Below are 13,344 nucleotides of genomic sequence, written 5' to 3' on the forward strand. Positions count from 1 at the left end.
CGCTCTAGGTGGACGCAAACTTCTTGCTGAGAAACGTCGACCCCTTCACGCCGTAGCGCCAGGGCAGGTCGACGGCTTTGGTGAGGCCGATCCGCACCCCCGTGGCGATCTCGGGCGTCTCGGTGCGCGCGTAGAGCGCATACGGCCGTCGGTCGAGCGGCAATTCGCTGTGGGCAATCGTGATGCCGAGCGCCTCGCAGAGCTTGCCGGGGCCGGAGCACAACGCGTGCTCGTCGCCGAGCCCGCGCCGCCGGCGCATCGCGGCCAGGCCGTGGGTCGGTTCCAGCGCGCGGATCAACACGGCGCTGGCGGAGCCGGCCTTCTCGCAGACGAAGTTGACGCACCAGTGGATGCCATAGGAGCGGTAGACATAGGAAAAGCCCGGCGGGCCGAACATCACCTGGTTGCGCGGCGTCGGTCCGCGGTACGAATGGGCGGCCGGCTCGCTGTGATGATAGGCCTCGACCTCGACGATGAGGCCGCCGACGCCGTCGACCAGCAGCGTCGTGCCGATCAGGTCGGGCGCGACCTCGTGGACGCTGCGGTCGAAGAATGACCGTTTCAGCGGCTTGCCGAGGCGTGGCTCGGTCGATTTGGGTTCTTGAGCCATTTTGAGGTGGGAATCGAAATGGAACGGGTACGAAGGTGCCAATAATGTGCACACTCTGATAGAGTTTGACAGCCGGGTTGCGGGCCGCGCCAACACGGATTAGCTAAGCTCTCTCGCCACTTGCAGGCACCTATGGTCACCATCGTCGATACCGTTTCCACGACCCAGTTGCGCCCGCGGCACCCCGAAAAGGTGAACCGGCCCGACGCTGTCTCGCCGCCGAAGCCGGACTGGATCCGGGTCCGCGCGCCGAACACGCGCGGCTATGCCGACACGCGCAAAATCGTCAAGGAGAACGGCCTCGTCACGGTCTGCGAAGAGGCGGGCTGCCCGAATATCGGCGAATGCTGGGACAAGAAGCACGCCACCTTCATGATCATGGGGGACACCTGCACGCGGGCCTGCGCGTTCTGCAACGTCAAGACCGGCATGCCCGGCGCGCTCGACCTTGCCGAGCCGGAGCATGTCGCCGAGGCGACCTTCAAGCTGGGGCTCGCCCACATCGTCATCACCTCGGTCGACCGCGACGATCTCGCTGACGGTGGTGCCGAGCATTTTGCGCAAACCATCCGTGCCATCCGCGCGCGCTGCCCGACCACCACGATCGAGATCCTGACGCCGGACTTCCTGCGCAAGGACGGCGCGCTGGAGCGCGTGGTCGCGGCCAAGCCCGACGTGTTCAACCATAATCTGGAGACCGTGCCGTCGCGCTATCTGACGGTTCGTCCCGGCGCGCGCTATTTCCACTCGATCCGGCTGTTGCAGCGGGTCAAGGAGATCGATCCGACCATCTTTACCAAATCAGGCATCATGGTCGGCCTCGGCGAGGAGCGGCACGAGGTGTTGCAGGTGATGGACGATCTGCGCTCGGCCGATGTCGATTTCCTCACCATCGGCCAGTATCTGCAGCCAACCCGCAAGCACCATGCCGTGATGAGTTATGTGACGCCGGACGAATTCGCAGGCTATGAGCGCGTCGCCTACGCCAAGGGCTTTCTGATGGTGTCGGCGAGCCCGTTGACCCGCTCGTCTCATCATGCCGGCGAGGATTTCGCCAAGCTGCAGGCGGCGCGCGTGGCCCGCGGCCGCTAGATCCCCGGGTTACATCGATGCAACGCGTTCTGGTGATGGGATCGTCAGGGTCCGGCAAGTCGACGTTTGCGCGGGGGCTTTCCGATATCACCGGCATTCCGACCGTGTCGATCGATGCGCTGTTCTGGAAGCCCGGCTGGGTCGAATCCGAGCGGGAGGAATTCCAGCGCCGCATGACCGAAGCGGTGCAGCAGCCGCGCTGGATCATGGACGGAAACTTCACGACGCACGGCGCAGGCGAATTGCGCCGGCAGCTCGCGGATACGATCATCTGGTTCGACCTGCCGCGGTCGACCTGCATGTTCGGAATTCTCCGGCGGATCGCGGGGAGCTATGGCCAGGTCCGCCCGGAGATGGCGGAAGGCTGTCCCGAGAAGATCGACCTCGAATTCTTCCGCTACGTCTGGACCTATCGACAACAGCAGAGACCCAAGCTTTTGGACTATTTTCAAGGCCTGCGCGCCGATCAATCGCTGGTGTGTTTTACCGATCGAGCCCAGGCGGACGCTTACCTGAAGGACCTCGCGCGCCAGCAGAATCGTGCGAGTATCCACTGATGCCGCGATTCCAAAGCAAGCGGCGGGTTCACCACACCGCGCCGCAAATGTTCGATCTGGTCGCCGACGTCGAGCGCTATCCGGAATTCGTGCCGCTGTGCCAGTCGCTGAAGATCCGCCAGCGCACGCCGAGAGACGACGGCACTGAAACCGTGGTCGCCGATATGACCGTGTCGTTCAAGTTGGTGCGGGAAACCTTCACCAGCAAGGTGACGCTCGACCGGCCCAATCTGAAGATCCTGGTCGAGTATCTGAGCGGCCCCTTCAGCAATCTCGAGAACCGCTGGACCTTCGAGCCGAAGTCGGAGACCGATTGCGATGTCGGCTTCTACCTCGCCTATGAATTCAAGAGCCGGATGCTGGCGATCCTGATGGGCTCGATGTTCGACGCCGCATTTTCGCGCTTTGCCACGGCGTTCGAGAAGCGGGCGGATCAGGTCTACGGGAAGCCAGCCGTCACATAGTGCGACTCATCCCCGCGGCGTGCGCCGGCGTTTCACGGCGTGGCTTCGCGGCGAACGGGCAACCCGCGGCCGCAACCGGCTGACAGCTTCGCGGCGAGGCTTGGTGGCCTGCGGAGGGCGAGCCAGCTCGATCAGCATGCGCAGGGCCTCGACCACCGAGCGCTGGCGTACGGTGCTGCGGCCGATCGCGCCAAAACGCTGCTCGCGGTGGATGATGCGGCCGTCGCGCGATGCGACGGCGAAGTGGACCAATCCCACCGGTTTGCCCGGCGTGGCGCCGCCCGGGCCCGCGATACCGGTAATTGAGACTGCAAGGTCGACGCCGGCTTTTTCCAGCGCGCCGACCGCCATCGCGGTCGCGGTTTCCTTGCTGACCGCGCCGAAGGTCTCGAGCGTTGCCGCCTTGACGCCGAGCATCGCCCGTTTGGCCTCGTTCGAATACGTGACAAAACCCCGGTCGATCACGTCGGACGAGCCGGGAATATCGGTCAGTGCGCCCGCGACGAGGCCGCCGGTGCAGGATTCGGCAGTCGCGATGGTCAGCTTGCGCATCCGGCACAGGTCGAGCAGCGAGCGGGAGAGGGCACGCGCGTCGCTGCCGCCCATGTTATGCGCTCCAGCCTTTATCGTCCCAACCTTTATCGTCCCAAGGAAGACGGATGGTCGCGCTCGCGGTCGCCGCGATGCCTTCCTCGCGGCCGGTGAAGCCGAGCCGCTCGCTGGTGGTCGCCTTGACCGCCACGCGCGAGATGTGGACGCCGGAGATATCGGTGATCCTGGCCCGCATGGTGTCGCGCAGCGGGCCGATCTTGGGCCGCTCGCAGATCAGCGTCACTTCGAGATTGGCGATGCGCCCGCCGCGCGCAGTGACGCGCTCAACGGCGTATTTAAGGAACTGGTCGGAGGAGGCGCCCTTCCATTTGGCGTCGCTCGGCGGAAAGTGCGAACCGATATCGCCGTCGGCCAGCGCGCCGAGGATGGCGTCGACCAGCGCATGCAGTCCGACATCGCCGTCGGAGTGGGCCAGGAAGCCCCTCGTGTGCGGTACGCGCACGCCGCAGATCATGACATGGTCGCCGTCGCCGAAGGCGTGCACGTCGTAGCCGGTGCCGGTCCTGATGTCGCCGAGCTCGCTGGCCAGCCGCGCTTCCTCGCGCACGAAGTCTTCAGGTGTGGTGAGTTTCATGTTGGCAGAATCACCTTCAAATGTCGCAACCGTCAATCCCGCCCATTCCGCCAGGGCCGCATCGTCGGTGAAATCGCTGCGGCCCTCGCGCGCCGCGCGGCGATGCGCCTCCAGGATCACGTCAAAGCGAAAGGCCTGCGGCGTCTGCGCGATCCGCAGGCGGGCACGGTCCGGGGTCGCCTCGACGTCGCCGGTCGCGCCTGCGACCTTGATCGTGTCGGTGACGGGGATCACGGGGATCGCGGCACCGGTGCGACCGGCGGCTGATATCGCGCGCGAGATCACCGCAGGAGTGACGAAGGGGCGGGCGGCGTCGTGGATCAGCACGATGTCCGGCTTCGCGGTCGCGAGTGCCTCAAGCCCGGCATGTACTGAAGCCTGGCGGGTCGCGCCACCTGGGGTGGGCGGCCGATGCCGGAGGCCGGCAACGGCGTCCTGGAACAGCGCGGTGTCATCCGGATTGACCACGGGCTGCACGGCAAACACGTCCGGATGCCCGGAGAAAGCCTCCATGGCACGGTAGATCACCGTCTGTCCGCCGATCGTCCGGTATTGCTTCGGCCCACCCGCGCCGGCGCGCAGTCCGCGCCCGGCGGCGACAAGAATGGCTGCGGTACGCTCAGGCTTCGGCATTTTGAACCAGTGTTAGACGAATCGGGGATGAGGAAGGGGCTGCGAGGGCTGCCGCGCACAGCCACTTACCATGACCGCTGTGCAAGAACAGAGCATTTCCAGACGACTGTGGGAAAAGCAGATTTTGTTGCACTGCACTTGCACAAATGGTAGAACTGTCTAAACTGTAGGCATGACGCTTGACTGCACAAGATTTGTGCGTAAGAAGTACGGCATCGGCTGCAATAGCGTAGTCGACAGAACGACGAGACGTCCGTGACCGGCGTGCAAAGTGTTTCCCATAACCCGTTGAAGATAGGCGATATTGCTGTCGCCAATCGGGTTCTCCTCGCGCCCATGTCCGGCGTGACGGATGCGCCTTTCCGGCGACTCGCAGCGATGCTCGGCGCGGGTCTGGTCGTGTCGGAGATGACCGCCAGCGACGATCTTGTGAACGGCAGGCCGATGTCGAAGCTGCGCTGCGAAGCGGCAGGGATCGGGCCGCATGTGGTCCAGCTCGCGGGCTGCGAGACCCGCTGGATGGCCGAGGGCGCACGGATCGCCGAAGGCGCGGGCGCCGACATCATCGACATCAACATGGGCTGCCCGGCACGCCACGTGACCGGAGGCCAGTCGGGCTCCGCGCTGATGCGCGACCTCGACCATGCCGTGACGCTGATCGAGGCAACGATGTCGGCAGTGAAGGTGCCGGTGACGCTGAAGATGCGGCTCGGCTGGGACGAACGATTGCTGAATGCACCGGACTTGGCCCGCCGAGCGGAGGCCGCCGGCGTGCAGATGATCACCGTGCATGGCCGTACCCGCTGCCAGTTCTACAAGGGTGAGGCGGACTGGACTGCGGTGCGCGCCGTGAAGGACGCCGTTTCGATCCCCGTGGTCGTCAACGGCGACATCACCTCATTCGACAAGGCCGTTGCTGCGCTCGATAAATCGGGCGCCGATGCCGTCATGATCGGCCGTGGCGCGCAGGGACAGCCCTGGCTGCCGGGCCAGATCGGCCGCCGCCTGGAGACGGGCGTCGTCGAAGCTTCGCCTGATCTCGCCGTGCAGCTCAACCATATCCGCGTGCTCTATGACGAGGTCTGCAGCCACTATGGCATCCGGGTCGGACTCAGGCATGCGCGCAAGCATCTCGGCTGGGCGCTCGAGAGCGCTGCCGCCTATAGCTGCGCGCCGGCAGCGACGTTGAAGGGCTGGCGGCAGAAGATCCTGACATCAGACGAACCCTCCAGCGTGCATCGGTCGCTCGAACATGCCTACGACGATTTTGCCTGGAGTGCTGCCGCATGACGCTAGCCGCTGAACATCGCCGGCCCGTGCCCACCGACGGCGAGGCGATCCTCAATGCATTGCCCAATCCGGTGCTGCTGGTGGCGCCCGACGGACGGATCGTCGATGCCAACATCGCCGCCGAATCCTTCTTCGAGATCTCGACCCAGTTCCTGCGCCGGCAGTCGCTGAAAGAGCTGGTGCCGTTCGGCAGCCCGCTGCTGGCGCTGATCGAACAGGTGCGGAGCTCGGGATCGCCGGTCAACGAATACAAGGTCGATCTGGGCACGCCGCGCATCGGCGGCGACCGCCAGGTCGACCTCCACGTCGCGCCCTTGACCGAACGGCCCGGCCATATCGTGGTGATGCTGCAGGAGCGCACCATCGCCGACAAGATGGACCGCCAGCTGACCCATCGCAGCGCGGCGCGCTCGGTGATCGCGCTGGCCGCGATGCTCGCGCACGAAATCAAGAATCCGCTGTCGGGCATCCGCGGCGCAGCCCAACTCCTGGAGCAGCAGGCCTCCTCCGAAGACCGGCTGTTGACGCGGCTGATCTGCGACGAGGCGGATCGCATCGTCACGCTGGTCGACCGCATGGAAGTGTTCGGCGACGACCGGCCGGTGGCGCGTGGACCGGTCAACATTCATTCGGTGCTCGACCACGTCAAACGCCTGGCGCAGTCGGGGTTCGCGCGCAACGTGCGCTTCATCGAGGATTACGATCCGTCGCTGCCGCCGGTGCTGGCCAACCAGGATCAGTTGATCCAGGTGTTCCTCAATCTGGTGAAGAACGCGGCCGAAGCCGTCGCCGATCTCGGAAGCGATGCGGAGATCCAGCTGACCACGGCGTTTCGTCCGGGCGTGAGGCTGTCGGTGCCCGGCAAGAAGTCGCGGGTCTCGCTGCCGCTGGAGTTCTGCGTCAAGGACAACGGCTCCGGCGTGCCGGAGGATCTGCTGCCCAATTTGTTCGATCCGTTCGTCACCACCAAGCAGACCGGCAGCGGCCTCGGCCTTGCGCTGGTCGCCAAGATCGTCGGCGATCACGGTGGCATCATCGAATGCGAGTCACAGCCGCGCAAGACCACATTCCGCGTGCTGATGCCGATGTACAGCGCCGCCAAACCACACGACCAAAGCAGCCGCGATGACGTTCCGGGTACGCCGTCGCCTGCCTCTCAGGGTGCACGATGAGGAACACCAATGCCTGCAGGTAGTATACTTGTCGCTGACGACGACACCGCCATCCGGACCGTCCTGAACCAGGCGCTCTCGCGCGCCGGTTACGAGGTGCGCCTGACCGGCAATGCAGCCACGCTGTGGCGCTGGGTCAGCCAGGGCGAGGGCGATCTCGTCATCACCGACGTGGTGATGCCCGACGAGAACGCATTCGACCTGTTGCCGCGGATCAAGAAGATGCGGCCGAACCTGCCGGTCATCGTCATGAGCGCGCAGAACACCTTCATGACCGCGATCCGCGCTTCGGAGCGCGGCGCCTATGAGTATCTGCCGAAGCCGTTCGACCTGAAGGAGCTGATCACCATCGTCGGCCGGGCGCTGGCCGAGCCGAAGGAGCGGGTGGCTCATGCCGCCGACGACGGCGAATTCGATTCGATCCCGCTGGTCGGCCGCTCGCCGGCGATGCAGGAGATCTATCGCGTGCTGGCGCGGCTGATGCAAACCGATCTGACCGTGATGATCTCGGGTGAGTCAGGCACCGGCAAGGAGCTGGTCGCCCGCGCGCTGCACGATTACGGCAAACGCCGCAACGGTCCGTTCGTCGCGGTCAACATGGCGGCGATCCCGCGCGACCTCATCGAATCCGAACTGTTCGGTCATGAACGCGGCGCGTTCACCGGCGCGAACACCCGTGCCTCGGGCCGCTTCGAGCAGGCCGAAGGCGGCACGCTGTTCCTCGACGAGATCGGCGACATGCCGATGGAGGCGCAGACCCGTCTGCTGCGCGTGCTGCAGCAGGGCGAATACACCACGGTCGGCGGTCGCACCCCGATCAAGACCGACGTCCGCATCGTCGCAGCCTCCAACAAGGATTTGCGGATCCTGATCCAGCAGGGGCTTTTCCGTGAAGATTTGTTCTTCCGCCTCAACGTGGTGCCGCTGCGCTTGCCGCCGTTGCGCGAGCGCATCGAGGATCTGCCCGATCTGATCAGGCACTTCTTTTCGCTCGCCGAGAAGGATGGCCTGCCGCCGAAGAAGCTCGACACCCAGGCGCTGGAGCGGCTCAAGCAGCACCGCTGGCCGGGCAACGTCCGCGAGCTGGAAAACCTCGCGCGCCGTCTGGCCGCACTCTATCCACAGGACGTCATTACCGCCTCGGTGATCGACGGTGAATTGGCGCCGCCCGCGGTCGCCTCCGGCGGCAACGCCACGGTCGGCGTCGACAATCTCGGCGGCGCGGTCGAGGCATACCTGTCGTCGCACTTCTCCGGCTTCCCGAACGGCGTGCCGCCGCCGGGCCTCTATCACCGCATTCTCAAGGAGATCGAGGTCCCGCTCTTGACCGCAGCGCTGGCAGCCACCCGTGGCAACCAGATCCGGGCCGCCGATCTGCTCGGCCTGAACCGCAACACCCTGCGCAAGAAGATCCGCGACCTGGATATTCAGGTCTACCGGAGCGGGGGTTAGGTCGGCGGACACGGTTACCATCGTAATTGGTGCTGGGAACATTGTCCTCGCGCCGCGGAAATGTCGCAATTCGGCAACAATGTGATATGATTGCATCAGTCCGCTAATCCAGCGGGACGAAAGCTCTCAGATTCATCGCCGGAATGACCAGCGCAGAGACCACGGTTTCAACGTTAGACACGTCGCCGGCCGCACCGCGGGGCTTTCCCCTGCGGAGGTGGCTGGCGCCGTTTGCGGCGGTCACGGCGCTGCTGTCGGCGTTCCTCACCTTCGTGGTGCTGAGCGGCCTGACCCCGGTCGAGCCGACAAAGCACGTCGTCTACTCGCTGCTGCTGATCAACGCAGCCATCATCCTGCTCCTGGTCGGGATCATCATCCCCGAGGTCTGGAAAGTGTTCCAGGCCCGGCGGCGGGGCAGGGCCGCAGCCCGGCTGCATGTGCAGATCGTCAGCTTGTTCTCCGTCGTCGCGGTGCTGCCGGCGGTGCTGGTCGCCATCATCGCCAATGTGACCCTCGACCGTGGTCTCGACCGGCTGTTTTCGGGGCCGACGCGGGAAGCGATCCAGAATTCGTTGAGCGTCGCCCGCGCCTATACCTACGAGCACGCGCAACTGATCAATGGCGACATCCTCTCGGTAGCCAACGACCTCTCCAATGCGCGGGTGATCTACGACCAGGATCGGCGGACATTTCAGGAATTGCTGACGGCGGGTGCTGCGGCCCGCAACCTGACCGGAGCGATGCTGCTCGACAAGGACAGCAACATTCTGCAGAACGCCGACAACGGAATGACGCAGTACTTCGTGACTCCGCCGAAGGAATTGCTCGACAACGTCGCCGAAAACAAACCCGAAATATCGGTCTTCCCGGAAGAGAATTATGTCGCGGCGGTGGTTCGGCTGCGGGGTTTCACCGACACCTTCCTCTATGTCGCGCGCGTCCTCGATCCGCGTGTCATAGGCCAGCTGAAACAGACCCAGGCGAGTGTCGCCGAATATGCCCTGACCGAATCGCGCCGGCTTGGCATCCAGGTCACGTTCGCGCTGATGTTCGCGGTGATCGCGCTGACCATCCTGATGGCCTCGGTGCTGATCGGGCTCAATTTCGCCAACCGGCTGGTCGAGCCGATCCGCAATATCATGAGTGCGGCCAACCAGGTCTCGACCGGGGACCTGCATGTGCAGGTCCCCGTCGACAGATCCGAGGGCGATCTCGCCCAGCTCGGACAGACCTTCAACAACATGACCCAGGAGCTGCGCACCCAGCGCGACGAGCTTGTCAACGCCAGCGACCTGATCGATAGCCGCCGCCGCTTCATCGAGGCGGTATTGTCGTCGGCGAGTGCGGGCATTATCGGCGTCGATGCGTCCGGCAGCGTCGGCATCCTCAACCGCTCGGCCGAAAAGCTGATCGGGCACGCCGAATCCGAGACGCTGGACCACCCGTTGTCGGACGTGCTGCCCGAGCTCGACGAGATGATGAAGACCGCGCGCGACGGCACCCAGCGGCTGGTGCAGGGCCAGATCACCATCAACCGCGACGGCCATGAGCGGAACCTGTCGGTGCGGATCTCGGCCGAGCAGACCAACCCGGCGCGCGACAGCTACATCATCACGCTCGATGACATCACCGATCTGGTGTCGGCGCAGCGCACCTCGGCCTGGGGCGACGTCGCCCGCCGTATCGCCCACGAGATCAAGAATCCGCTGACCCCGATCCAGCTCTCCGCCGAGCGCATCCGCCGCAAGTTCGGCAAGACCATCACCGACGCAAAGGACAAGTCGATCTTCGAGCAGTGCACCGACACCATCGTGCGTCAGGTCGACGACATCAGGCGGATGGTCGACGAATTCTCGCGCTTTGCACGGATGCCCAAGCCGGTGATGGAAGGCGAGGACGTCGCCGACGTGGTGAAGCAGGCGGTGTTCCTGATGAAGGTCGGCCATCCCGATCTCGACATCGAAGCCGATATCAAGCAAGACCCGCTGCGCGCGCAGTTCGACCGCAGGCTGATCTCGCAGGCGCTGACCAACATCATCAAGAACGCGACGGAAGCGATCGAGCAGGTTCCAGCCGACGAGCTCGGCAAGGGCCGGATCGACGTCGTTGCCCAGCAGGAGAACGACGACATCGTCATCGACGTCGTCGACAACGGCATTGGGCTACCCAAGGTCGCCCGCGCGCGCCTGCTCGAGCCCTATGTCACGACGCGGGCCAAGGGCACCGGACTCGGGCTCGCGATCGTCGGCCGCGTCCTGGAAGACCATGGCGGCCGCATCGAACTCAAGGATGCGTCCGACTTCCGCGAAGGCCAGCGCGGCGCCTGGATGCGGCTGCGCTTTGCCGTGACGGGGGAGGCGGCCAAACCTGGTGACAACAAGCCCGGTGACAACAAGCTTGGCGACAACGGGCTCGGACCGGACGCGAAACCGGAAGCGACCGAACCGGGTACTGAAAATAATCCGCCGGGGGAGCCGACCGGCGACCCGGCACAAGCGACCAACAATGAACCAAGAATCAAAGCCGCAACGGGCGATTGACAAGGCAGGCGTAACCCCATGGCAAGTGACATTCTGATTGTCGACGACGAGGCTGACATTCGCGACCTCGTTGCGGGGATCCTGGACGATGAGGGTTTTGGCACCCGCACCGCGCGCGACAGCGATTCAGCGCTGGCCGAGATCGCCAACCGCCGCCCGCAGCTGGTCTTCCTCGACATCTGGCTGCAAGGCTCCAAGCTCGACGGCTTGCAGCTGCTCGAGCAGATCAAGAAGGACCATGCGGATCTGCCTGTGGTGATGATCTCCGGGCACGGCAACATTGAAACCGCGGTCGCCGCGATCAAGCGCGGCGCCTATGACTTCATCGAAAAGCCCTTCAAGTCGGATCGGCTGATCTTGGTCGCGAACCGGGCGCTGGAGACCTCACGGCTCAAGCGGGAGGTGAAGGAACTCAAGCAACTCGCTCCATCGGCAAGCGTTCTCACCGGTCGTTCGGCCTGCATGAACCAGCTTCGCCAGACCATCGACCGCGCCGCCAAGGCCAACAGCCGCATCCTGATCGTCGGGCCGTCGGGCTCCGGCAAGGAGCTCGCCGCGCGTACCCTCCACCATGCCTCGGGCCGCTCCGAAGGGCCGTTCGTGGTCATCAACGCCGCCGCGATCACGCCGGAGAGGATGGAGGTCGAGCTGTTCGGCATCGAGGGATCGAACGGCGAGCAGCAGCGCAAGCCGGGGGCGCTCGAGGAGGCCCATGGCGGCACGCTGTTCATCGACGAGATCGCCGACATGCCGCGAGAGACCCAGAACAAGATCCTGCGCGTGCTGGTCGACCAGACCTTCCAGCGCCAGGGCGGCACCGCCAAGGTGCATGTCGATGTCCGCATCATATCGTCGACCGCGCGCAATCTCGAGGAGGAGATCGCGGCCGGCCATTTCCGCGAAGACCTCTACCACCGCCTTTCGGTGGTCCCGATCCGGGTGCCGCCGCTGTCGGAGCGGCGCGAGGACATCCCCGAACTGATCGACTACTTCATGGACCAGATCTCAGCCACGACCGGCCTGCCGAAACGCCAGATCGGGCAAGACGCGATGGCAGTGCTGCAATCGCATGTCTGGCCCGGCAACGTCCGCCAGCTCCGCAACAATGTCGAGCGGGTGATGATCCTGGCCGGCGGCGGACCGGAGGCGATCATCACCGCCGACATGCTGCCGCAGGACGTCGGCTCGATGGTGCCGGCGATGCCGACCTCCAACAATGGCGAGCACATCATGGGCCTGCCATTGCGCGAGGCGCGCGAGGTGTTCGAGCGTGATTATCTGATCGCCCAGATCAGCCGGTTCTCCGGCAACATCTCGCGCACCGCGGAGTTCGTCGGCATGGAGCGCTCGGCACTGCATCGCAAGCTGAAGGCGCTGGGGGTCGGTTGACCCCCGAAGGTGAGCTGCGTCGAAGAGGGGCTAAAGGTCGCCATCGGTATCGACGCGCGTTCGCGCGAACGCCTCGCGCAGCCGCTGTGAGATAACTCTCACAGGGGCCGCGCGCTTCAAATCGGTGTGCACGACGAGCCATACGTCTCGGGAGACCAGCTGTGCGTTCGGGAGAACCGGGACCAGCTTCGGATCTGACGTTGCCATGAAGTCCGGTAACGCGGCGATGCCGGCACCGGCCCGTGCTGCTGCCTGCTGTATTTCGAGGCTGCTGGCATAGAATGAAAAGGCTCGCCCTTTTGCAAAATCCTCGATTGCCGCCTGCTGTGGGGCGCGAGTCGGTGGCCCGTCATAGCCTATGAAACGCCAATTCTCTTGCCCGGTCGCGGCGAGGTATTCGGGGTTCGCGTAAAGTCGAAAATTCATCTCTCCCAGCTTGTTGATCGTGAGATCTCCGTCTTCCGGGCGGCTCAGTCGAATGGCGATATCCGCCTCACCTCGCTCAAGAGAAGCGGTGCGCGCTTCGCCAATGATTCTGATCGTCAGTCGCGGGTGACGATTTTGCAGATCGACCAGTGGTGCGGTCAGAATCGCGACGGCAAGGGCCGGCGGCGCACTGATGGTTATCACTCCAGATAATTCGGAGCGCACGCCATCAACAAGTCTGCGGACAGCCCGGGTATCAGCCTCCATCTTGTCCGCGATGGTGGCGACGCGCTCGCCCTCGGCCGTCAGGGTCCAGCGCCGGCCCCGCCGGTCGACGAGCGGAATACCGAGGTCGTCTTCCAGCGATGCGATGCGGCGGGCGACGGTTGCGTGCTCGACATCAAGCATCCGTGCCGCGGCGGACAGAGAGCCTGTCGACGCCAAGGCGGAGAAGTGGCGGAGATCATCCCAGTTCATCGGTTAAATTATTCACGGTTGATGCCAAAGTATAGGTAATTTTCTATCGGATGGCT

At 64.5% G+C, this 13,344-nt stretch carries 12 protein-coding genes; 8 read left to right on the forward strand and 4 right to left on the reverse strand.

Annotated features, from left to right (window positions below):
• Window positions 1-4 precede the first annotated feature (4 nt).
• Complete coding sequence (locus tag UP10_RS15160; RefSeq protein WP_044588115.1) at window positions 5-610, reverse strand: DNA-3-methyladenine glycosylase; 606 nt, start codon at window positions 608-610, stop codon at window positions 5-7.
• Window positions 611-742: 132 nt separating this feature from the next.
• Here UP10_RS15160 and lipA point away from each other — a divergent pair, with 132 nt between their 5' ends.
• From lipA to UP10_RS15175, 3 genes are read left to right on the forward strand one after another with little or no spacing between them, the layout of a single operon-like run.
• Window positions 743-1,702, forward strand: coding sequence for a lipoyl synthase (lipA, locus tag UP10_RS15165; protein WP_044588116.1), 960 nt, complete (start codon window positions 743-745; stop codon window positions 1,700-1,702).
• 17 nt (window positions 1,703-1,719) lie between these two features.
• Window positions 1,720-2,259: a P-loop NTPase family protein gene (locus tag UP10_RS15170; protein WP_044588117.1), complete on the forward strand. Its 540-nt coding sequence runs from the start codon at window positions 1,720-1,722 to the stop codon at window positions 2,257-2,259.
• The gene (locus UP10_RS15175; protein ID WP_044588118.1) at window positions 2,259-2,723 is read left to right on the forward strand and encodes a type II toxin-antitoxin system RatA family toxin; all 465 of its coding nucleotides are present in this window, start codon (window positions 2,259-2,261) and stop codon (window positions 2,721-2,723) included. The genes UP10_RS15170 and UP10_RS15175 overlap by 1 nt, the downstream gene beginning before the upstream one ends.
• 6 nt (window positions 2,724-2,729) lie before the next feature.
• On the opposite strand, the gene UP10_RS15180 is transcribed toward UP10_RS15175, so the two are convergent.
• Both UP10_RS15180 and UP10_RS15185 read right to left on the reverse strand, forming a co-directional pair.
• A complete protein-coding gene (locus tag UP10_RS15180) occupies window positions 2,730-3,329 on the reverse strand; it encodes a CinA family protein (protein WP_044542093.1) in 600 nt (199 codons plus the stop codon).
• A gap of 1 nt (window position 3,330) precedes the next feature.
• Window positions 3,331-4,542, reverse strand: a complete 1,212-nt coding sequence (locus UP10_RS15185) for a bifunctional 2-C-methyl-D-erythritol 4-phosphate cytidylyltransferase/2-C-methyl-D-erythritol 2,4-cyclodiphosphate synthase (RefSeq protein ID WP_044588119.1) — start codon at window positions 4,540-4,542, stop codon at window positions 3,331-3,333.
• Window positions 4,543-4,830: 288 nt separating this feature from the next.
• On the opposite strand from UP10_RS15185, the gene dusB reads away from it, so the two are divergent.
• The 5 genes from dusB (at window position 4,831) to ntrX (ending at window position 12,385) form a co-directional block, all read left to right on the forward strand.
• Window positions 4,831-5,832: a tRNA dihydrouridine synthase DusB gene (gene dusB, locus UP10_RS15190; RefSeq protein WP_082077126.1), complete on the forward strand. Its 1,002-nt coding sequence runs from the start codon at window positions 4,831-4,833 to the stop codon at window positions 5,830-5,832.
• Entirely contained in the window at window positions 5,829-7,004 is a 1,176-nt protein-coding gene (locus UP10_RS15195) for a two-component system sensor histidine kinase NtrB (protein WP_044588121.1), read from the forward strand. Before dusB ends, UP10_RS15195 begins: the two co-directional genes overlap by 4 nt.
• Before the next feature lie 9 nt (window positions 7,005-7,013).
• Window positions 7,014-8,456 carry a nitrogen regulation protein NR(I) gene (gene ntrC, locus UP10_RS15200; protein WP_044588122.1) on the forward strand — a complete coding sequence of 481 codons (1,443 nt, stop codon included), beginning with the start codon at window positions 7,014-7,016 and terminating at the stop codon, window positions 8,454-8,456.
• A gap of 143 nt (window positions 8,457-8,599) precedes the next feature.
• Window positions 8,600-10,996 (forward strand): sensor histidine kinase NtrY-like, encoded by a 2,397-nt coding sequence (locus tag UP10_RS15205; RefSeq protein WP_044588123.1) that lies wholly within the window; start codon window positions 8,600-8,602, stop codon window positions 10,994-10,996.
• 18 nt (window positions 10,997-11,014) lie between these two features.
• On the forward strand, window positions 11,015-12,385 hold the full coding sequence (gene ntrX, locus UP10_RS15210; protein ID WP_044542099.1) for a nitrogen assimilation response regulator NtrX: 1,371 nt from the start codon (window positions 11,015-11,017) through the stop codon (window positions 12,383-12,385).
• A 30-nt stretch (window positions 12,386-12,415) separates the two neighbouring features.
• Here ntrX and UP10_RS15215 read toward each other — a convergent pair whose 3' ends face one another.
• Window positions 12,416-13,288, reverse strand: a complete 873-nt coding sequence (locus UP10_RS15215; RefSeq protein ID WP_044588124.1) for a LysR family transcriptional regulator — start codon at window positions 13,286-13,288, stop codon at window positions 12,416-12,418.
• Window positions 13,289-13,344 lie beyond the last annotated feature (56 nt).

Origin of the sequence: Bradyrhizobium sp. LTSPM299 (assembly GCF_000938235.1) — a bacterium.
Lineage (GTDB): Bacteria > Pseudomonadota > Alphaproteobacteria > Rhizobiales > Xanthobacteraceae > Bradyrhizobium.

Coding starts and splice junctions, on each gene's coding strand:
- UP10_RS15160 (WP_044588115.1), bottom strand. CDS start 610: ATGGCTCAAGAACCCAAATCGACCGAGCCACGCCTCGGCAAGCCGCTG.
- lipA (WP_044588116.1), top strand. CDS start 743: ATGGTCACCATCGTCGATACCGTTTCCACGACCCAGTTGCGCCCGCGG.
- UP10_RS15170 (WP_044588117.1), top strand. CDS start 1,720: ATGCAACGCGTTCTGGTGATGGGATCGTCAGGGTCCGGCAAGTCGACG.
- UP10_RS15175 (WP_044588118.1), top strand. CDS start 2,259: ATGCCGCGATTCCAAAGCAAGCGGCGGGTTCACCACACCGCGCCGCAA.
- UP10_RS15180 (WP_044542093.1), bottom strand. CDS start 3,329: ATGGGCGGCAGCGACGCGCGTGCCCTCTCCCGCTCGCTGCTCGACCTG.
- UP10_RS15185 (WP_044588119.1), bottom strand. CDS start 4,542: ATGCCGAAGCCTGAGCGTACCGCAGCCATTCTTGTCGCCGCCGGGCGC.
- UP10_RS15195 (WP_044588121.1), top strand. CDS start 5,829: ATGACGCTAGCCGCTGAACATCGCCGGCCCGTGCCCACCGACGGCGAG.
- ntrC (WP_044588122.1), top strand. CDS start 7,014: ATGCCTGCAGGTAGTATACTTGTCGCTGACGACGACACCGCCATCCGG.
- UP10_RS15205 (WP_044588123.1), top strand. CDS start 8,600: ATGACCAGCGCAGAGACCACGGTTTCAACGTTAGACACGTCGCCGGCC.
- ntrX (WP_044542099.1), top strand. CDS start 11,015: ATGGCAAGTGACATTCTGATTGTCGACGACGAGGCTGACATTCGCGAC.
- UP10_RS15215 (WP_044588124.1), bottom strand. CDS start 13,288: ATGAACTGGGATGATCTCCGCCACTTCTCCGCCTTGGCGTCGACAGGC.